Consider the following 19,857-nt stretch of genomic DNA (forward strand, 5'->3'; position numbering starts at 1 on the left):
CGTGACCGGCGTCACAGAGCAGCCCGCGGAGGCGCAGATGTACACCAAGGACGGCGAGAAGTACCACGTGGTGGACGCCCACATCGCCCTGTGGGACGGCCGCCCGGAGAACCAGCGCAACGTCCATGGCAAGCAGTTCATCGACTGCTTCTACGACTACCACCGCAACCTCAGCCCGGAGTCCGAGACCTGGGGGTACGAGGAGTACCTGTACCAGGGCGGCGAGCGGCTGATGCGCGACGTCTTCGTCGACGGGATCGTCGACCACGCCATCTTCCAGCCGGCCCGGCTGGCCGAGTTCTACCACCGGGGCTTCGGCCAGACCGACGAGGCCTGGGCCCTCACCCAGGCCCACCCGGACAAGCTGACCTACAACCACTACTGGGACTCCCGCGACGGGGAGAACGGCCTGGACCAGCTGCGCGCCGACGCCGAACGCTTCGGCCTCAAGGGCGTGAAGCTCTACACCGCCGACTGGCACGGGGAGTCCCGCGGCTGGAAGCTCGACGACCCCATGGCCTACCGCTACTTCGAGGTCTGCCAGGAACTGGGGATCACCAACATCCACGTGCACAAGGGTCCGACGATCCGGCCGCTGGACCGCGACGCCTTCGACGTGGCCGACGTCGACCACGCGGCCACCGACTTCCCCGACCTGACCTTCGTCGTGGAGCACTGCGGTCTCCCGAGGCTGGAGGACTTCTGCTGGATCGCCACGCAGGAGCCCAACGTGTACGCGGGGCTGGCCGTCGCGATGCCGTTCATCCACACCCGGCCGCGTTACTTCGCGCAGATCATCGGTGAGCTCCTCTACTGGATCGGCGAGGACCGCATCCTGTTCTCCAGCGACTACGCCCTCTGGACGCCGAAGTGGCTGGTCGAGCGGTTCGTGGACTTCCAGATCCCCGAGGACCTGACCGAGTACGCCCCGCTCACCACCGCGCAGAAGAAGAAGGTGCTCGGCCTCAACGCCGCGCGCCTCTACGACCTGCCGGTGCCGGCGGAGCTGCGGCTGCCGGAGGCCGGCGAGACCGCCACCGGCCCGCGCCAGCCCGAGGCCGCGGACCTGGCCGTGGCCGGGGGGAGCGGTCGGTGACCGCCGTCCTGCCCGACCTCGCCGCCGAAGTGCGCTCCGCGCTCGGCGCGGTCGTCGACCCCGAGCTGGACGAGCCGATCACCGATCTCGGTTTCGTCCGCTCGGTGGCCGTGGACGGTGGCACCGTCGAGGTGCACCTGCGCCTGCCGACCTCGTTCTGCGCGCCCAACTTCGCCTGGCTGATGGCGTCCGACGCGAGGGTGGCGGTGGCTGCCGTCCCCGGGGTGGACCGGGTCGTGGTGGCCCTCGACGACCACCACGACTCCGACCTCATCAACCGCGGCCTGGCCGCGGGCGCCGACTACCGCACCACCTTCGCGCACGAGGCGGAGGAGTCCCTCGACGAGCTGCGGGCCACCTTCACCCGCAAGGCGCACACCGCGGCGATGGAGCGGGCGCTGACCGCGCTGCTGCGCGCCGACCCGTCGCTGACCGAGGCCGACACCGCCGGGATCACGCTCGCCGACCTCCCGGCCGGCACCCCGACCACCACGGCGCTGCTACGCCGCCGGGTCGCACTCGGGTTGCCGGTGGACGGCGCCGCCCGCGTGCTCGTCCGTGACGACGGGAGCCCCCCGGAGCCCGTACAGGCGCCGATGCTGCTGCGCCGGGCCCGCTCGGTGCGCATCTCCGTCGACGGCAACGCGCACTTCTGCCGCGGGCTGCTCGCCACCCGCTATCCCGGTGCGGAGGCCGACCAGGTGCCCCGCCCCGAGGACCGCCCCCTGCTCCCGCTCACCGTCTCGAAGGGAACCCACCCGTGAAAGCCGTCCGCGTGCACGAGTACCACGCCGACCCCTCGATCGACGACATCCCCGAACCCCGGCTCCAAGGGCCCCTCGACGTCATCGTGAAGGTCGGCGGCGCCGGGGTCTGCCGGACCGACCTGCACATCCTCGAGGGCCAGTGGGCCGAGCTGCAGAACCCGGACCTGCCCTACGTGATCGGGCACGAGAACGCCGGGTGGGTGCACCAGGTCGGGGAGGGGGTCACCAACGTCGCCGTCGGTGACACCGTGATCCTGCACCCCCAGCCCAGCTGCGGCCTGTGCACGGCCTGTCGCGCCGGCCGCGACATGCAGTGCCAGAACGCCTTCTTCCCCGGGCTGTCGAACAACGACGGCGGCATGGCCGAGTACCTGCGCACCACCGCCCGCGCCTGCGTGAAGCTCGAACCGTCGACCAACCCCGCCGACGTCGCCGCCCTCGCGGATGCCGGCATCACCGCCTACCACGCCGTGCGCAAGGCCCTGCCGCTCCTGCACCCGGGCACGACGGCGGTCGTGCAGGGCGCCGGCGGTCTCGGCCACATCGGCGTCCAGTGCCTGGCCGCACTGTCGGGTACCCGGATCATCGTCGTCGACCGCAACCCCGATGCCCTGGAGCTCGCCCGGCAGATCGGCGCGGACGAGACCGTGGTCGCCGACGGCAACCAGGTGCAGGCGGTCCAGGACCTGACCGGCGGAGGGGCGGAGGTCGTCTTCGACTTCGTCGCCGAGCAGGGTGCGGAGATGGACGGCTGGCACATGACCGGCCCGGCCGGCTCGTACTACGTCATCGGGTACGGCGGCGAGCTCCGCATCCCGACGCTGGACTTCGTCGCCGGCGAGAAGAACATCGTCGGCAACATCGTCGGCACCTACACCGACCTGGCCGAGCTGATGGTCCTCGCGCAGGCCGGCAAGGTCACCCTGCACACCCAGCAGTACCCGCTCGACCGGGCCGTGGACGCGCTCCGCGACCTGGACGCCGGCAAGGTCCGGGGCCGGGCGATCCTCATCCCCTGACCCGGCAGGCTCCTCCCCGGCCGGTGCGCCGGCCGGGGAGGTGGGCCGGCCCCGACCGGTGCTACGCCGCGCTCGCGGTCAGCTCCGCGACCGCCACCAGCTCCCCGCTGAGCGCGCCGGCGAGCAGCGCGGCCGACGCGGTGACGACGAGCAGCACCGACGCCACCAGCAGCCGGGCCGGGCCCAGGCGCATGCCCAGCGCGCCGTTGACCTGGCCGCCCAGCACCAGCCCCACGGCGTTGTCCGCGAACACCACCGAGAAGCCCTGCGCACCCAGGCCGTGCTCCTCCTGCAGCACGAACGAGCTCATCGAGACGTAGGTGAACAGCACGCTGCCCTGCAGCGCGTTGACCGCGAGGTACCCGGCGAAGGTGCGGTCGGTGAGCTGCGGTTCGGGCCACAAGGGGCGTTCGGCGATCCGTCCCGTCCAGCGGACCGCTCCGGGCGGCGGGGTGGTGCGTCCGCCCACGCCCGTGTCGTTCCCCAAACCGTGACCGGGCGCGTTCCGAGGAGCAGAACCGGGGCCCCGGGTGTGGCCTGCGCGACACATAGCGTCCGCGCGCACACCGGTACGTCCCGTGCCCCGAGCTCTCGAGAGGTAGTGCCATGACCGCGCCGTCGGCGAACGCGTCACCTGCCCAGCCCAGAAGCAACCGCCGCGTCATCGCCGCGGGCTTCCTGGGGACGACGATCGAGTACTACGACTTCTTCATCTACGGAACCGCCGCCGCCCTGGTGTTCCCGACGGTCTTCTTCCCGGCGCTGGGGGCGGCCGCGGCGACGACGGCGTCCTTCGCCACGTTCGCGGTGGCGTTCATCGCCCGTCCCATCGGCGGTGTCGTGTTCGGCCACATCGGGGACCGGGTGGGGCGCAAGACCACCCTGGTCGCCACCCTGCTCATCATGGGTGTGGCCACCGTGCTCATCGGCCTCCTGCCCTCCGGGGACTCGATCGGCGTGCTGGCCCCCATCGCGCTGATCGCCCTGCGCTTCCTGCAGGGCCTCGCCGTCGGCGGTGAGTGGTCGAGCGCGGCCCTCTTCGTCAGCGAGTACGCCCCCAAGGGCAAGCGCGGGCTCTACGCGCTGTCCCCGGCACTCGGGACGATGGTCGGCCTGCTCCTGGCGACCGTCATCTTCCTGATCACCGGCCTGGCGATGTCGGACGACGCCTTCGTGTCGTGGGGATGGCGGGTGCCCTTCCTGCTCAGCGCCGTTCTCGTGGTCGTCGGTCTCTGGATCCGCATGGGCATCGCGGAGACCCCCGTCTTCAAGGCGGCCATGGCCAAGGCCGAGCTCGCCAAGCAGAACCGGGCACCGGTCGTGGAGGTGTTCCGCAACCAGTGGCGCGAGGTCTTCCTGGCGTCGGGCTCGGTCCTGGTGTGGTTGTCCTTCTTCTACATCGGCGCGGTGTACCTCACCAACTACGGCACGACGGCACTGGGCCTGCCCCGCACCACGATGCTGACCATCAACCTGATCGCCGTCGTGGTCTGCATCGCCGGCGGCGTCGTCGGCGCACGGTGGTCCGACCGCGTCGGGCGGCGCCACGTCCTGCTCGTCGCCAACGGCACGGCAGTCCCGTGGGCGTTCGTCATGTTCCCCCTCATGAACACCTCGAACGTGGTCCTGGTCGCCCTGGGCATGTCGGTGACCCTGTTCCTCGTCGGCATGGCCACCGGTGCGGCGACGGCCCTCCTCCCGGAGATCTTCCGGACGTCGTACCGCAGCACCGGGACAGGTGTGTCGTTCAACCTCGGCAGCGTGGTGGGCGGCGGCATCCCGCCGATCGTCGCGGCTCCGCTGTTCGCCTCCTACGGCAGCACCGGCCTGTCGATCATGCTCGCGCTGATCGCGGTGATCGCCACGCTGTCGGTGCTCGCACTGCGCGAGACGCGTGGCCGCTCCCTCGAGGACGACCCGGTCACCGGGGCCGACGCCACCCAGCAGGCCGCCGCCCCGGCCTGACCCGGGCCGCGCCTCGCGACCACGAACACGGCCCCTCTCGCCCCGCCATGCCGGGGGGAGAGGGGCCGTGCCCGTCGCCCCGACGTGCACGGTCCCGTTCGCGGAGCCCGGTTCCAGGCCTCGGAACCGCGGCTGGGGCGAGGCCCGGAGCGTCCCTAGCGTCGGCGGGGACCACCGAGCCGTACGTCACAGGAGGAGAGCTCGATGACCGCACCCGACCTCACGGCGGAGAGCGCCAGCCGCTTCGTGCAGACCAAGCCCCACCGGATCCACTACTACGAGGCGGGCGAGGGGGACCCGGTGATCCTCCTGCACGGCAGCGGCCCCGGGGCGACGGGCTGGAGCAACTTCCGGCCCAACATCGCGCCGCTGTCGGAGACCTTCCACGTCTACGCCGTCGACATGCCCGGCTGGGGGGAGAGCGACACCCAGACCGAGGAGACCGGCTACGACCACGTCGCGGCGCTCATCGGCTTCATGGACGAGCTGGGCATCGAGAAGGCCGCGCTGGTCGGCAACTCGATGGGCGGCATGACCTCCATCGCCACGGCGCTGCGCCACCCGGAGCGGGTCAGCCACCTCGTGTCCATGGGCGCTCCGGTCCCGGGCACGAACGTCTTCAGCCCCGCCGGCGGGCCGACCGAGGGGCTGAAGGTCCTCTTCCGGGCCTACGTCGACCCGTCGCCGGAGAACATGCGCCAGCTGGTGTCGATCATGGTCTTCGACCAGGCGGAGGCCACCCAGGAGCTCGCGGAGCTCCGGTCCTCCGCAGCGCTCGCGCACCCCGAGCACCTGGACAGCTGGAACAACGCCGAGGGCGGCAACCCGCTCAGCCGCGAGTACTTCACCTACGGGCTCCGGCTGCCGGAGATCACGGCCCCGACGCTGGCCATCCACGGTCGTGACGACCGGGTGGTCAACTACGAGCACAGCCTGCGGCTGGTCAGCGCCATCCCGGACTCGCGGCTGCTGCTGCTCAACCAGTGCGGGCACTGGGCCCAGATCGAGCACGCCGCGGAGTTCAACCGGGTGGTGCGCGACTTCATCCAGAACCACTGACGCATGCGCCGCCCGGCAGCGTCCCGGGCGGCGCCGCTCCCCGGCGGGCGGCCGTGCCCGGCCGGCGGAGCCACCCGACACAGGCCGGTTCCGGGCCCCGGAACGGCCGCTGGCAGCAGGACGGCTGGACGCGGGAGCGTCCGGTACCGAGGCCCACGCGAGACTCACCTGGAGGTCCACGACATGACCGAGACCCTGACGCGACCGGCGCGCGACCGCGCGCTGGTGACCGAGGTGGAGGAGTTCCTCTACGACGAGGCCGACCTCCTCGACCAGTGGCGGCTGCACGAGTGGCTGGCCCTGTTCGCGCCGGAGGGGCGCTACCTGGTCCCGGCCACCGACAAGCCCGACGGCGACCCGCTGCGCGACCTCTTCCTGATCCAGGACGACCGCTTCCTCCTCGAGCAGCGGGTCAACTCGCTGCTCACCCGCGCCGCGCACGCCGAGTACCCGCACTCCCGCACCCGCCGCCTGGTCACCAACACCCGGGCCTCCGCGCGGGAGGACGGCCGCATCGAGGTCAGCGCCAACTTCGCCGTCTTCCGCGTGCGCAACGCCGTCATGGACACCTACGTCGGCCGGTACGCCCACGTGCTCGAGCGCGCGGAGGGGACCGGCTTCACCTTCCTGACCCGCAAGGCGGTGCTGGACCTCGACGCCCTGCGCCCGCACGGGAAGGTCAGCATCATCCTGTGACCAGGCTCGCGGGCAAGGTCGCCGTCGTCACCGGCGCGAGCCCCAACATCGGTGGTGTGCTGGCGCGCGGACTGGCGGCCGAGGGCGCCCGGGTGGTCTGCACGGACATCTCCCGGGAGGTGGCGGAGGACTGCGCCCGGCGCATCACCGACGCCGGTGGGGAGGCCGTCGCCGTCGTCGGCGACGTCACCGACCCGGCGCACGCGACCGAGGTGGTCGACGAGGCCGAGCGCCGGTGGGGCCGGGTCGACGTGCTGGTGAACAACGCGGTGCTGTTCAACCAGAAGGGCCTGCTCGACATGCCGCTCGAGCAGTACCGGCGCCAGGTCGACGTGATCCTGACCGGCGCCTTCCTCGTCACCCGCGCCGTCGCCGAGCGGATGATCGCAGCCGGCTCCGGCGGCAGCGTCATCAACGTGCTGTCGACGGCGGCCTGGCAGGGGCAGCCCGGGAACATCGGGTACTCGACCGCCAAGAGCGGGCTGATCAACTTCACCCGCTCCGCGGCCATGGAACTGGCCGAGCACGGGATCCGGGTCAACGGCTTCACCCCGACGGCGACCCAGCCGGAGGACCCGGAGCTCGTGGCCGAGGTCGGCCGGCTCGGCCGGCTGCCGGGCCGGTTCCCCATGGACTTCACCGGGCAGTTCCCGATGCGCCGCCTGCCGACGCCGACCGACTACGTGGGCACCGTGGTGTTCCTGGCCTCCGACGACGCCGCGATGATCACGGGCAGCAACATCACCGTCGACGGCGGGGCCACCGCCAAGTACTGGCCCTGGGCGCCGCACGCCTCCTGAGCCCGGCGCCCGGACTGCGGCGTCCGACCGGCTCGGGGGAGGTCAGGCGGACACGGGGGAGGCCGGGGCCCCGCCCAGGCGGAGCAGGAACTCCCGCTGCACCAGCGGGTCGGCGCTCGCCTCGCGCAGCACCCCGAGTGCGGCGTCGAGGCGGGCGCCCTCGACGGTCGACGGGAAGACCAGCGACTTGGCCTCCGACGACGGTGGGACGACGTCGTCCCAGAAGGCGTGCAGTCGCGTGCCGGAGTAGTCGTCGAGGGCGTCGTCGCTGCGCCCGCCCTCCGCGACCTCCGACAACGCCTCCGCCAGGGAGAAGGCGTCGAGCAGCCCGGCGGTCATCCCGAGCCCGGCCGTCGGGTTGGTCAGGTGCGCGGCGTCGCCGGCCAGCAGCACCCGTCCGGCCCGCATGCGCTCGACGGCCCGCTCGTGGATGCGCGAACCGCCCACCGGACCGACGGGGAGCGGACCGGCGTCGGGCAGGACCCGCGTCAGCCCCGCGACCAGCCGTTCCTGCGCGCCCTCGACGGGGAGCCCCCGGTTCTCCGCCATGACGACGCGCCACCCGTCCGGGGCGTCGAACAGGGAGGTGATCGCGCCTCCGTCCTGGTCGAGCACGTAGTGCCGCGGGGTGTGCCCGAGGGCGGCGAGGTCCAGCCGGACGTCGGCGGCGACGAGCCGCTCGGCCCACGTCGTGCCGGCCAGACCCAGCCCGAGGCCCCGGCGCACCACACTGCGTGCCCCGTCGGCCCCGACCACCCAGGCGGCCCGGAGCGGGGCGTCGCCGTCCGGGCCGCGGACCGACACGGTCACGCCGGCCCCGTCCTGCTCGAGCCCGGTCACCTCCGTGCCCCACAGCACCTCCGCCCCCGAGTGCCGTTCCAGCCGGTCCACCAGCAGCCGCGCCATGCGGTCGTGGGGGAGGTTGAGGCAGAAGGCGTGCGGCACGACGTCGGCCAGCACGCCGTAGTCGAAGCGGATGCGTTCCCCGGTGGCGAGGACCGTGCAGCGCCACTCGGTGACGACCGTGCCGGCCGAGACGGCGTCGTCGAGCACGCCGAGGCCGGCCAGGCCGGGGAGGACGGGCCAGTTGTAGCCGTGGTCGTGCGAGGTGGTGTCGGGCCCGGGCGCGCGCTCGACCACCGTGACCGGCCGGCCGCGACGGGCGAGGCCGAGGGCCGTCGCCAGCCCGACGATGCCGCCGCCGACCACGAGGACGCTGTCCGCGACCATCAGCTCACCCGTTCCGTGTCCCGGCCTGGTCAGCTCGGATCGTACGGTCCGGACGTGGCGACCTCCCTCCCCGAGGCGGCGCGGGCGGCTCCCGCCGCCCGCGCCGGGTCAGCTGCCGGTCAGGGCGCCGGACGGGACGAGGTCCAGGTCGGCCAGCGGGGTGCGGGCGGCGACGGCCCGCCGCAGCTTCATGAGCGCCCGCGGATCGTCGACGACGACGGCGCCGACCACCGATCCGTCGTCCCCGGTGTAGACGGCGACCAGCTTGTCCGAGGCGCCGCCGGAGCAGTGCGCGAGCACGCCGTCCGACGGCCGGCCCACGATCTGGATGCGGTGCCCGTACTGGTCGGACCAGACGTAGGGCACCTGCGGGCGGGGCGGCGGGGTGCCCGTGATGCTGGCGGCCACGAGCGCCCCGTGCTCGTTGGCGTTGGTCCAGTGCTCGATGCGCAGCGGTGAGCCGTAGAGGGCATGCGGCCACCGGGCGACGTCGCCCGCGGCGTAGACGCCGGGGTGACCGACGACCCCGAGGTGCTCGTCGCACTCGACGCCGTCGTCGATCGGCAGCCCGGAGCCGGCCAGCCAGTCGGTCGCCGGCCGGGCCCCGATCCCCACGACGACCAGGTCGGCCGGCTCCACCCGCCCGTCGGCCAGGGCGACCCCGCGCACGGCGCCGTCCGGCCCCTGCTCGAAGTGGTCGAAGCGCGCGCCGGTGACCACACGGACGCCGTGTTCCTGGTGCAGCTCGGCGAGCAGCCCGCCGACGCGCGGACCGAGGATGTGCGCCATCGGCACGTCCTGCGCCTCGACGACGGTGACCGGGCACCCGTGGGCGCGAGCGGCGGAGGCGAACTCCGCCCCGATGAACCCGGCACCCACGACGACGACCGTGGGCCGGGTGGCCAGCTGCCGGCGGAGGGCCAGCACGTCGTCCGCGGTGCGGATGGTGTGCACGCCGGGGACGCTGTCGGCGCCGGGCAGCGTCCGCGGCTGCACCCCGGTGGCGATGACCAGGGTGGTGTAGGGCAGCCGCTGCCCGTCTGCGGTCTCCACGATCCGCGCGGCCGGGTCCAGGCGCGTCGCCCGGACGCCGAGGTGCAGGTCGACGTCGAGGGCGGCGAGCTCCTCCACGGTCAGCAGGGGCACGAGCGCCTCGGGGGCACCCGCGGCCAGCAGCTCCTTGGACAGCGGGGGCTTGTCGTACGGGTGGTGCAGCTCCTCGCCGACCATCGTGATGCCGCCGCTGAAACCCACCTGTCGCAGGGCCTGCACCGTGCGGATCCCCGCCACCGATGCGCCCACCACCAACACGGTCACTGGGTCAGTCTCCGAATCTGTCAGGGCCGGTCGAGGCCGTCGTACCGGTGGGTGGAACCGGGCGGGCACGGGACGGGCGTCCCGGCGACCGGCCCGGTCGCGGTCAGAGCGCGACGTAGACGTCGCCGTCCTCGATGACCACGTCGTACATGCGCAGCGCGACGGTGGCGGGGAAGCAGAGCGGCTTGCCGGTCTCGAGGTCGAAGCGGGCCATGTGCAGCGGGCAGACCACCTCGCCACCCTCCAGGTCGCTGTCTGACCCCAGGGACCACTGCTCGTGCGTGCACGAGTCGTCGCTGGCGAACCAGCGGTCGGACTCGGTGCGGTAGACGGCGATGGTCACCTCGCCCTTGACCGTCGTCGAGCTGCCGGGCTCCAGGTCCTCCACCCGGCATGCGAAGAGTCGATCCATGGTGTGCTGCCTCTCTCGGGAGCGGGAGTGTCCGGGTGCGCCGGCCGTGAGAGCCGGACCGGCACGAGTGTGTGGTGGGTCTCCCGGCGTCCCTACGCGGTGTCTCACTGCCCGGAACACCCCCGGGCTCTGATCCGCGCCGTGGTTCCACGAGGCAGAACCACGGCCGCGGGTGTCCGGTGTGCCGCGGCTACGGTGTCGCGCCATGTCCCTGCTGGTGCGACGGCTCCGCGCAGCACCCGGCCGCGAGCGGCGTGCGGAGGAGGGGCGGTGGTGACGCCGCCGACCATGCGGGCGGTCCGCGTCGAAGCGGCCACCGGCCACGTCGTCGTCCAGAGCGTCCGGCGACCGCGGCCGGCCGCGGGGCAGGTCCTCGTGCGCGTCGCCGCCGCCGGGCTCGGCCGCCCGGACGTCGAGCTGGTGGCGGGACGCGGTGGGCTCCGTCCCGACGCCTCGGGGTGGCGCACCCTCGGGCGGGAGGTCGCCGGGGTCGTGGCCGCGCCGGGGGCGGGGGTCGACGGCTGGCCGCTGGGCCGGCGGGTCGCGCTCCGCTCGTCGGTGCGGATGCCGCGGGGCCGGTTCGCCCTCGGTGTCGACCAGGAGGGTGGCTGGGCCGACTACGTCGTCGCGCCCGTCGAGTCGCTCGTCCTGCTCCCCGACGTCGTCCCGTTCGAACAGGCCGCCGTCCTCGACGTCGTCGCGACGGCCTGGAGCGCACTCGCCCGGACCGGCGGTCTCCGCCCGGGTGAGGCGGTCGGGATCTGGGGCGTCGGCGGGCTGGGGACGCACGCGGTCCAGGTGGCCCGCCTGCTGGGCGCGGCTCCGATCGTCGCGATCGACCCCCGGCCGGAGGCGCGGCAGCGGGCGCTCGGCCTCGGTGCCGACGCCGCGCTCGACCCGGAGGACGCGTCCTTCGACGCGGACCTCCGCGGGGTCAACGGCGGGCGGCTGCTCGACGTGGCGCTGCACGCGGCCGGATCGGGCGCGCCGCAGGTGCTCGCCTCGCTGGCCACCGACGGGCGGGCGGTCCTCCTCGGCGGCAGCGCGGCGGGGGCCCTCGGCGACGTGGTCGACCCCTGGGCGGACGGGAAGTGCCTGCTCGGGCACGCCGGGCCGCTCCCCGAGGACGTCCCGCTCCTCCTGCGCCTCATCACCCACCGGCGCCTGGACCTCTCCTCGTCGGTCACCGACGTCCTGCCCCTCGAGGAGGCACCCGCCGCCCTGGAGCGCCTCGTGGCGGACGACGGCCGGACGGTCCGCGTGGTCCTGCGGCCCGGAGCGGCTCCGGCGCTCCCCGGGACCGGCTGACCGCGGGGCCGCAGCAGTCCTGCGGGGAGCGGCCGCCCATTCCAGCGGCTGGAACGGCCTCTGCCGCCGTGCGGAGTGACTCACGACACTCCCGGCGGACTAGGAGGTTCGATGACCGTCTCAGCACTGTCGCTGGCCCACCTCGAGGAACCCGCCGGACCCACGGGGGCTCCCCGGCCGACCCGCCCGGCGCCGGCCACGCCGATCGACCGCGTCGCCGGTGCGCAGGAGGGCGTGTCCTCCTCGGCGGCCAAGACGCTGGGCCTGCTCACCGCGATGCTGAAGGCCGGGACCCCCACGGTGGGCGTCACCGAGGTGGCGCAGGAACTGGGGATGCCCAAGAGCACCACCCACCGGCTGCTGAAGGTGCTCGAGGACCACGGCTTCGTGTCCCGCGCCGGTGTGCGGTACCGGGTCGGCGGCCGGTTCTTCGAGCTCAGCGAGGTGGCCGGCTGGTCGGAGCACGGCGAGCTGCGCGACGCCGCGTACCGCCCGCTGGCACGGCTGTTCGAGCGCACCGACCCGATCGCCGTCCACCTGGGCGTCCTGCGCGGCCGTTCGGTCTTCTACGTCGACAAGGTCATGGGCCCGCAGGGGACCCGGCTACCCACCCGGGTCGGCGGCCGGTTCCCGGCCACGTGCACCGGGCTGGGCAAGGCGATGCTGGCCCACAGTGACGCCGCCGTGGTGGACGCCGTGCTGGCCCAGCCCCTGGCCCGGCCCACGCCCTACTCCGTGGCGGCCCGGCGGCGCTTCGTCGACCAACTCGAGCAGACCCGCGCCACCGGCTACGCCGTGGAGCGCGAGGAGGCCTGTCAGGGCACCGTCTGCGTGGCGGCGCCGATCCTCCTCGAGGGGCGGGCGGTCGCGGCGCTGTCGGTCTGCGTCTCCAGCGCCGTCCTCGCGCGGGGCCGCGAGCGGCGCCTGGCGGTCCTGGGCCAGCTCGCCGTGGAGACCGCCGCGATCGTGACCGGCCTGCTCCCGTCGGACGAGGGGAGCCCCCGGGTTCCAGGGGCTGGGACAACGCCCTTCTCCCGTTCGGCGGCCCGGGCTTGACTGCCGCCGAGCCAGTCCACGGAACCGACGAACGGGAGCAGTCCGCAGTGGCCACTGCAGTGCGCATCGAACCGGACGTGACCGAGGTGCCCTCCGGGGGGCGCAGCCTGGAGGTGGCCACGGTCGCCCTCGGCGGAGTCCCCCGGGGAGCGGTCGTGCTGCTCTCCGGTGCCGGCGGGCTGCGCCACGTCGAGGTCGTCGACGCCATGAACGAGCTCGCGGAGCACGGGTACGAGTCCGTGGCCGCGGACCTGGGACCGGCCGAGGACGACGACGCCGCGCTCGAGCACCTGCGCACGCTGCTCGACCGGCTCGCAGCACGCGGGTGGGACCTGGACCAGATCGGGGTCGTCGGCTACGGCTCCGGTGGGCGCGTCGCCCTGCTCGCGGCGGCCGCGATGGAGCTGGGCGCGGCCGTGAGCGTGCGGCCGGTCCTGCCGGCCGGCCTGGACGCGCGACCGGTGGACCCCGTGCGCACCGCGTGGCTCGGACTGTTCGGAGCCCTGGACGAGCGGACGCCGCCGGGGTCGCTGGCGGCGTTCGGCGCGGCCCTGGCCGCGAGCTCGCCGGTGTTCACCCAGGTCGTGAGCTACCCCGGGGTGACCGGGGAGTTCGTCCACGACGGCCTCCACCCGCTGACCCACGCCGCCGCCTACGACAGCTGGCAGCGCACCGTCGAGTGGCTCAACGCCCGCGTCGTCCCGCGGCCGACCCCCCTGGCCCGGGCGTGGCACGAACGGCTGGCCCACCGCGAACGACTGTCCGCCTGACATCCCCTCAGCCCTGCCGGAACCGAGAGACCGAGGTACTCCCATGTCCCAGTACGTCGACGACGACCGCACGATGCCGCGCTTCCGGGTCAACCGGCGGGCGATGACCGACCCCGAGGTGTTCGAGAAGGAGAAGGAGCTGATCTTCAACCGCTCCTGGCTCTACATCGGTCACGAGACGGAGCTGAAGAAGCCCAACGACTTCCGGACCCGGAACGTGGCCGGGCGGCCGCTGATCTTCGCCCGCGACGCCAAGGGTCAGATCCGCGTCTGGATCAACTCCTGCCCGCACCGCGGCGCCATGCTCTGCCGGCAGCCCTCCGGCAACGCCCGGTTCATGACGTGCTTCTACCACGGGTGGAGCTTCAGCACGGCCGGCGACATGGTCTCGATGCCCGGTGACGCCTCGTACGGCCCCGACTTCGAGCGCCCCGGCCTGGCCGGGCCGGCCAAGGTCGACTCCTACCGCGGCTTCGTCTTCGTCTCCTTCGACCACGACATCGTCGACCTGCCGACCTACCTGGCCGGCGCCAAGGAGTACATCGACCTGGTCTCCGACATGTCGGAGGTGGGCATGGAGGTGCTCGAGGGGACGCACGAGTACTCCTGCCGGGCCAACTGGAAGCTGCTCGTGGAGAACAGCTACGACGGCTACCACGCGATGTCGACCCACCAGCGCTACTTCGAGATGGTGGTGGCCGCGCGTGGCAGCCTCGACGCCGGGGCGGTCCTCGCCGACTCGCGCGCCATCGACCTGGGCAACGGGCACGCCGTCGCCGCCGGCAGCGCCGGCAGCGGGAGCATCTTCGGTCGCGCGCTGTCGCCGGAGGCCGAGGCCGAGCGCGAGGCGCGGTTCGAGCGGCTGCGGGCCAAGCACGGCAACGCATGGGTGGACCGCCTCAACGGCTCCCGCAACATGGTCATCTTCCCCAACCTCGTGATCATCGACCTGGTCATGGGCGTGGTGATCCGCAAGATCGACCCGATCAGCCCGGACTACATGGAGGTCACCGCCTGGGAGCTGGCCCCGCCGGACGAGGGCGAGGAGCTCAAGCGGCAGCGCCTGGACAACTTCCTGACCTTCTGGGGCCCCGGTGGCCTGGCGTCGCCGGACGACGTCGAGGCGCTGGAGACCTGCCAGCGGGCCTACGCCAGCGCCGGGGAGCTGGAGTGGTCCGACATCTCCCGCGGCATGCACAAGCCCACCGTCGCGACGTCCGACGAGTTCCAGATGCGCACGTTCTGGCGGCGGTGGAACCAGCTGATCACCGGTGAGGAGCTGCCGCCCGAGGAGCACGAGCCGCTGCCCGAGTTCTGGCGGGCGCCGCGGCTGGAGCTGGCCACCGAGGAGTCGGTCGCGGCGGGCTGAGCCGGCCCGCGCACCGCCCCATCCCGCTCAGACCCCGTACCAGGAGGAGTGCCATGGCAGAGACCATCGGTGTCGGACTCACCCACTACCCGCTGCTGCTCGGCCCCGACGAGACCATGTCGGCGCTGCTGCGCACCACGCTGAAGGACCCGGACATCCCGGCGGAGGCGAAGGACCCGGCCAACTGGTCGCCCCTCGCGCAGCGGGAGTGGTCCGACGACCAGGGCACCGCCGCGGCGGCGGAGCACCGTGCGGTGCTGCGCGCGGACCTCGACCGGTGCCGCGCCGCGCTGGACGAGTTCCGTCCCGACGTCCTCGTCGTCTGGGGGGACGACCAGTACGAGAACTTCCGCGAGGAGGTCATCCCCAGCTTCTGCGTGCTCGCCTACGACGACACCGAGGTCGACCCGTTCGGCGTCATCACGAAACTGGGACTGCCGAACGCGTGGGGCCTGCCCGAACCGCAGTCGTTCACGATGCGGGGGGCGCCGGACTTCGCCAAGCAGATGGCGACCGACGTCCTCAACGCGGGCATCGACGTGGCCTACTCCTACGAGCCGAGGCCGGGGATCAACTTCCCGCACGCCTTCGCCAACACGCAGGTGTTCCTCGACTACGACAACGTGGGCCGCGAGCTGCCGTACCCGATCGTGCCGATCGCGGTGAACTGCTACGGCGAGCACGTGATCGCCCGCCGGGGCGGCATCGCCCGCTTCGCGGAGATCCAGGCCGGCGAGGACCTCGACCCGCCCGGGCCCACCCCGCAGCGGTGCTTCGAGCTCGGCAGGGCGGTCGGCCGCTTCGCCCGCAAGAGCGACCTGCGGGTCGCGCTCGTCGCCTCGTCGAGCTGGTCGCACGCCTTCCTGTACGACGAGTCCTGGCACATCCGTCCCGACACCGAGGCCGACCGCGCTCTCTACCGGGAGATGGTCGCCGGCAACTACGACGCGTGGACGAAGGTGACCAGCCGAGAGATCGTCCGCTCGGGACAGCACGAGATGCTGAACTGGTTCTGCCTGCTGGGTGCCGTCAGCGAGCTCGGGCTGCAGCTGGAGTGGAGCGACTTCGTGGAGACGGAGATCTTCAACTCGAACAAGGCGTTCGCCCTGTTCAGGTGAGGGCCGAGGGACCGCGCGCGGGGGAACCGTCGGACGGTCGCCTGTCCGTCCCGGGGAACCACCGCGCGCGGCCCTCCTCCCGGAGCGTCGCCTGGATCTCCCGGCCCAGCCGTCCGGCGGTGTCCCGCAGGGCGGTGTCCGCCTGCGGCGGCAGGGGAGTGGAGACGGGGTGGAGCACGGCGAGCGCCCCCACGGCGACCCCGTTGATGACGATCGACGTCGCGACGCCGGCGACCCCCTGCAGCGTCTCGTTGCGCTCGCGGGCCAGGTTCTGCTCGCGCACCCCCCGCAGCTGTTCCACGAGCCGGTCGACGTCGCGGATCGACGAGGGGGTGAGCACGGGCATCGGCCGCGGCAGGAAGTCGGCCAGGTCGTCGAGGTCCTCCCAGGCGAGCAGCGCCTTGCCCAGGGCGGTGCAGTTCGCGGGCAGCCGCGCGCCCACGCGGGTCAGGCGGTGGTGCCACTCGGGACGGGCGACCTGCTCCAGGAGCACGACGTCGAACCGGCGGAGGACGCCGAGGCTCACGCTGGCGCCCGTCCAGTGGTGCAGCCGGGCCAGGTGCGGCAGGGCGAGGTCCCGCATGATGCTCGCCGGCGTGACCGCCCCCAGCTGCGCCATGCCCAGGCTGATCTTGTACCCGTCCCCGTGGTGCTCCACGGCGTCGAGCTCGACCAGCCGCGCCAGCAGGCGGTGCACGGTCGACTTCGGCAGGTCGGCCGCGCGCGCCAGCTCGCTCAGCGTCATGACCCGCTCGGCCGAGTTGAACGCGCGCAGGACCTCGAACGCCTTCGAGAGGATGGAAGGCGACTCGTGTGCCGGCCCTCCCGGCCGTGAGCTGGAGATGGCGGCGGTCCTCCCTCGTCGCACGGCACGGAGCGTCCCGAGCCTACCCATCGGCGGGTCTCCCGAAGAGATACCGATCACCGTCCGCGCGCACCACCCCCGTTCCCCGCCAGGAGGAGACCACGTGTCCAGCACCCACGTCCGCGACACCCCCGAGGACACGGTCGTGGACACCCACGCCCACTTCTTCCCGCCCGGGCTGGGGGACTGGGCCGATCGGACGGGCGACGACCGGTGGCCCTCGCTGCATGTCGACGCCCCCACGGACGGGGCCCCGGCGGTGACCGGGCGGATCCAGCAGGGGTCGGCCGTCTTCCGCGAGGTGACCCGCACCCTGTGGGACGTCGAGACGCGGCTGGCCTCGCTCGACGCGAACGGGGTGTCCCTGCAGCTGGTCTCACCGGTGCCGGTCATGCTCACGTACTGGGCCGAGGGCGGCCCGGCGCTGGACTTCGCCGCCGCCGTCAACGACGGGATCGCCGCCGCGGTCGCCGCGTCGGCCGGCCGGCTGGACGGACTCGGCACCGTCCCCCTGCAGGACGTGGACCTGGCCGTGCGCGAGCTCGACCGCGCGGTGACCGAGCTGGGACTCGCCGGGGTGCAGATCGGCACGCAGGTGGCCGGCCGGGAGCTGGACGACCCCGTCCTCGCCCCGTTCTTCGAGGCGGCGGCGGACCTCGATGCCGCGGTCTTCGTCCACCCGCTCGACGGCGGTGCCGACGCGATCCGGCGGACCGGGCAGCCGTACGACTTCGGCCTCGGCATGCTCACCGACACGGCCATGGCCGCGACGGCCCTGGTGGCCGGCGGCGTCGTCGCGCGCCACCCCGAGCTGCGGATCGGGCTGGCGCACGGGTGCGGGACCATGACGTGGGCCGCACCCAGGCTTAAGCTGGCGGCCCGCATCTGGGGGGACCCGGAGCTGCACGCGGCCTTCGACGAGCTCGTCGGCCGCCTCTGGGTGGACACCCTCGTCTTCGACCCCGCCCACCTCCCCCTGCTGGTCCACCGGTTCGGTGCCGGACACGTGATGGTCGGGACCGACGCCCCCTTCATCCCCGGACAGCTGGAGGGCGTCCGCGACCTGGTGGCCGCAGCGGGCGGTGCGCTCAGCGACGCGGACCGGGCCGCCATCCTGTCCGCCAACGGCCGCGCCTTCGTGGCGCGGCGACGGTGACCGACCCCTCGACCCCGCCCGTCCCGCCCGACCATCCGCACGTCCCGCACCGCGGGACGCCGAGCACGCCCGCCCCCACGGCGGGTGGAGGTGGCATGTCCCAGGGAACCGACGACTACCGCGCCGCCCGCGACCAGCTCCTGGCCCTCCGCGGGCGCCAGGCCGACGCCTGCGGCGCCTTCTCCTGGCCGGAGACGGGGGAGGTATTCAACTGGGCGGTCGACTGGTTCGACGCCATCGCGCGCGGCAACGACCGGCCGGCGCTGGTCGTCGTCCAGGAGGACGGCGGCTCCCTGACCCGCACCTTCGACGAGATGGCGCATCGCTCCGACCAGCTCGCCGCATGGCTGGCGCAGCAGGGGGTCCGCCGGGGCGACCCGGTGATCGTGATGCTCGGCAACCAGGTCGAGCTGTGGGAGACCATGCTCGCGGTCATGAAGGTCGGGGCGGTGATCATGCCGACGACCACCGCCCTCGGACCGGCCGACCTCCGCGATCGCATCGCCCGCGGGAAGGCCCGCCACGTCGTCTGCAACGCCTCCGACGTCGGCCGCTTCGACGACGTGCCGGGCGAGTACACCCGCATCGGCGTCGGGCCCGCCGAGGGCTGGCTCGACCTGCGCGGGGCGTTCGACCTCGTCGACCCGGTCGTCCCGCACCCGGGGACGGCCCCGTCCGATCCGTTGCTGCTCTACTTCACCTCCGGGACGACGTCGCGGCCGAAGCTGGTCGAGCACACGCAGGTGTCCTACCCGGTCGGGCACCTCTCCACGATGTACTGGCTCGGGGTGCGTCCGGGCGACGTGCACCTCAACATCTCCTCGCCCGGCTGGGCCAAGCACGCCTGGTCGTGCTTCTTCGCGCCGTGGATCGCCGAGGCGACGATCGTGGTCTACGACTACGCGCGCTTCGACGCGGCCGCGCTGCTCGCGCAGTTGCGCACCTGGCAGGTGACGACGTTCTGCGCACCACCCACGGTGTGGCGGATGATGATCAACGCGGACCTGTCGGCCGGGCCGGGGGCGCTGCGGGAGGTCGTGGCCGCGGGGGAGCCGCTGAACCCCGAGGTGATCGCGCAGGTCCGTCGCCACTGGGGGCTCACCGTCCGGGACGGCTTCGGCCAGACCGAGAGCAGCGCGCAGGTCGGCAACGCGCCGGACGAGGTGGTGAAGCCCGGCTCCATGGGCCGCCCGTTGCCCGGCGTCCCGGTGGTGCTGGTGGACCCGGTGACCGGAGAGGTGGTCGAGGGGGTGGGCGAGGGCGAGCTCTGCCTGGACCTCGCGGCGCGCCCGCTCTCGCTGATGACCGGCTACCAGGACGACCCCGCGCGCAACGCCGAGGCGATGGCCGGCGGGTACTACCACACGGGGGACGTCGCCTCCCGTGACGAGGACGGCTACCTGACCTACATCGGCCGGACCGACGACGTCTTCAAGGCGTCGGACTACAAGATCAGCCCGTTCGAGCTCGAGTCTGTGCTCGTCGAGCACCCGGCCGTGGCCGAGGCGGCGGTCGTGCCGGCACCCGACGAGGTGCGGCTGGCCGTGCCGAAGGCCTACGTCGGGCTGGTGACCGGGTACGAGCCCACCGAGGAGACCGCCCTGGACATCCTGCGGTACGCCCGCACCCGCCTCGCCCCCTACCAGCGGGTTCGCCGGCTCGAGTTCGCCGACCTGCCGAAGACGATCTCCGGCAAGATCCGCCGCGTCGAGCTGCGCAACCGGGAGGCGCAACTCGCCGACGCCGGGCAGCCGGCCGCCGGCGAGTACCGGGACGACCGGCTCCGCGCCGGGGACGAGGACGGCGCCGGGACGGCCGCCGGGCCCCACGAGCCGCACGCCGGCCGGTAGGAAC

General features: G+C 73.3%; 19 protein-coding genes. 14 read left to right on the forward strand and 5 right to left on the reverse strand.

The window, feature by feature from the left end:
- The first annotated feature begins 1 nt into the window (after position 1).
- From CRP39_RS02690 to CRP39_RS02700, 3 genes are read left to right on the forward strand one after another with little or no spacing between them, the layout of a single operon-like run.
- Positions 2 to 1,096, forward strand: a complete 1,095-nt coding sequence (locus CRP39_RS02690; protein ID WP_245853522.1) for an amidohydrolase family protein — start codon at positions 2 to 4, stop codon at positions 1,094 to 1,096.
- Complete coding sequence (locus CRP39_RS02695) at positions 1,093 to 1,860, forward strand: iron-sulfur cluster assembly protein (protein ID WP_097204120.1); 768 nt, start codon at positions 1,093 to 1,095, stop codon at positions 1,858 to 1,860. Before CRP39_RS02690 ends, CRP39_RS02695 begins: the two co-directional genes overlap by 4 nt.
- Positions 1,857 to 2,882, forward strand: coding sequence for an NAD(P)-dependent alcohol dehydrogenase (locus tag CRP39_RS02700; RefSeq protein WP_097204122.1), 1,026 nt, complete (start codon positions 1,857 to 1,859; stop codon positions 2,880 to 2,882). Before CRP39_RS02695 ends, CRP39_RS02700 begins: the two co-directional genes overlap by 4 nt.
- Positions 2,883 to 2,943: 61 nt before the next feature.
- Here CRP39_RS02700 and CRP39_RS02705 read toward each other — a convergent pair whose 3' ends face one another.
- The gene (locus CRP39_RS02705) at positions 2,944 to 3,351 is read right to left on the reverse strand and encodes a hypothetical protein (protein ID WP_097204125.1); all 408 of its coding nucleotides are present in this window, start codon (positions 3,349 to 3,351) and stop codon (positions 2,944 to 2,946) included.
- Between the two features lie 137 nt (positions 3,352 to 3,488).
- Here CRP39_RS02705 and CRP39_RS02710 point away from each other — a divergent pair, with 137 nt between their 5' ends.
- From CRP39_RS02710 to CRP39_RS02725, 4 genes are all read left to right on the forward strand, one after another.
- A complete protein-coding gene (locus CRP39_RS02710) occupies positions 3,489 to 4,847 on the forward strand; it encodes an MFS transporter (protein ID WP_097204126.1) in 1,359 nt (452 codons plus the stop codon).
- Between the two features lie 204 nt (positions 4,848 to 5,051).
- Entirely contained in the window at positions 5,052 to 5,906 is an 855-nt protein-coding gene (locus CRP39_RS02715) for an alpha/beta fold hydrolase (protein ID WP_097204128.1), read from the forward strand.
- Positions 5,907 to 6,089: 183 nt separating this feature from the next.
- Positions 6,090 to 6,602, forward strand: coding sequence for an aromatic-ring-hydroxylating dioxygenase subunit beta (locus tag CRP39_RS02720; RefSeq protein ID WP_097204130.1), 513 nt, complete (start codon positions 6,090 to 6,092; stop codon positions 6,600 to 6,602).
- Positions 6,599 to 7,402: an SDR family NAD(P)-dependent oxidoreductase gene (locus CRP39_RS02725; protein ID WP_097204132.1), complete on the forward strand. Its 804-nt coding sequence runs from the start codon at positions 6,599 to 6,601 to the stop codon at positions 7,400 to 7,402. The genes CRP39_RS02720 and CRP39_RS02725 overlap by 4 nt, the downstream gene beginning before the upstream one ends.
- A gap of 42 nt (positions 7,403 to 7,444) precedes the next feature.
- On the opposite strand, the gene CRP39_RS02730 is transcribed toward CRP39_RS02725, so the two are convergent.
- From CRP39_RS02730 to CRP39_RS02740, 3 genes are all read right to left on the reverse strand, one after another.
- Entirely contained in the window at positions 7,445 to 8,632 is a 1,188-nt protein-coding gene (locus tag CRP39_RS02730; protein WP_097204134.1) for an FAD-dependent oxidoreductase, read from the reverse strand.
- 108 nt (positions 8,633 to 8,740) lie between these two features.
- Positions 8,741 to 9,949: an NAD(P)/FAD-dependent oxidoreductase gene (locus tag CRP39_RS02735; RefSeq protein WP_097204136.1), complete on the reverse strand. Its 1,209-nt coding sequence runs from the start codon at positions 9,947 to 9,949 to the stop codon at positions 8,741 to 8,743.
- Between the two features lie 103 nt (positions 9,950 to 10,052).
- Positions 10,053 to 10,361, reverse strand: coding sequence for a non-heme iron oxygenase ferredoxin subunit (locus tag CRP39_RS02740; RefSeq protein WP_097204138.1), 309 nt, complete (start codon positions 10,359 to 10,361; stop codon positions 10,053 to 10,055).
- A 273-nt stretch (positions 10,362 to 10,634) separates the two neighbouring features.
- Here CRP39_RS02740 and CRP39_RS02745 point away from each other — a divergent pair, with 273 nt between their 5' ends.
- The 5 genes from CRP39_RS02745 to CRP39_RS02765 all read left to right on the forward strand — a co-directional run bounded on the left by CRP39_RS02745 (position 10,635) and on the right by CRP39_RS02765 (position 15,982).
- Complete coding sequence (locus CRP39_RS02745) at positions 10,635 to 11,669, forward strand: zinc-binding dehydrogenase (protein ID WP_143426537.1); 1,035 nt, start codon at positions 10,635 to 10,637, stop codon at positions 11,667 to 11,669.
- A 111-nt stretch (positions 11,670 to 11,780) separates the two neighbouring features.
- Positions 11,781 to 12,725, forward strand: a complete 945-nt coding sequence (locus tag CRP39_RS02750; protein ID WP_097204142.1) for an IclR family transcriptional regulator — start codon at positions 11,781 to 11,783, stop codon at positions 12,723 to 12,725.
- 47 nt (positions 12,726 to 12,772) lie between these two features.
- Complete coding sequence (locus tag CRP39_RS02755) at positions 12,773 to 13,495, forward strand: dienelactone hydrolase family protein (protein WP_143426539.1); 723 nt, start codon at positions 12,773 to 12,775, stop codon at positions 13,493 to 13,495.
- A gap of 43 nt (positions 13,496 to 13,538) precedes the next feature.
- Positions 13,539 to 14,864: an aromatic ring-hydroxylating oxygenase subunit alpha gene (locus tag CRP39_RS02760; RefSeq protein ID WP_097204146.1), complete on the forward strand. Its 1,326-nt coding sequence runs from the start codon at positions 13,539 to 13,541 to the stop codon at positions 14,862 to 14,864.
- Between the two features lie 53 nt (positions 14,865 to 14,917).
- The gene (locus CRP39_RS02765; RefSeq protein ID WP_097204148.1) at positions 14,918 to 15,982 is read left to right on the forward strand and encodes a DODA-type extradiol aromatic ring-opening family dioxygenase; all 1,065 of its coding nucleotides are present in this window, start codon (positions 14,918 to 14,920) and stop codon (positions 15,980 to 15,982) included.
- On the opposite strand, the gene CRP39_RS02770 is transcribed toward CRP39_RS02765, so the two are convergent.
- Positions 15,975 to 16,850: an IclR family transcriptional regulator gene (locus CRP39_RS02770; protein ID WP_216359583.1), complete on the reverse strand. Its 876-nt coding sequence runs from the start codon at positions 16,848 to 16,850 to the stop codon at positions 15,975 to 15,977. The genes CRP39_RS02765 and CRP39_RS02770 overlap by 8 nt on opposite strands.
- Before the next feature lie 100 nt (positions 16,851 to 16,950).
- On the opposite strand from CRP39_RS02770, the gene CRP39_RS02775 reads away from it, so the two are divergent.
- Positions 16,951 to 18,003, forward strand: a complete 1,053-nt coding sequence (locus CRP39_RS02775; RefSeq protein ID WP_216359584.1) for an amidohydrolase family protein — start codon at positions 16,951 to 16,953, stop codon at positions 18,001 to 18,003.
- A gap of 95 nt (positions 18,004 to 18,098) precedes the next feature.
- Entirely contained in the window at positions 18,099 to 19,853 is a 1,755-nt protein-coding gene (locus CRP39_RS02780; RefSeq protein ID WP_097204150.1) for an AMP-binding protein, read from the forward strand.
- The last annotated feature ends 4 nt before the right edge of the window (positions 19,854 to 19,857 follow it).

It is taken from the genome of Geodermatophilus sabuli (assembly GCF_900215145.1).
Lineage (GTDB): Bacteria > Actinomycetota > Actinomycetes > Mycobacteriales > Geodermatophilaceae > Geodermatophilus > Geodermatophilus sabuli.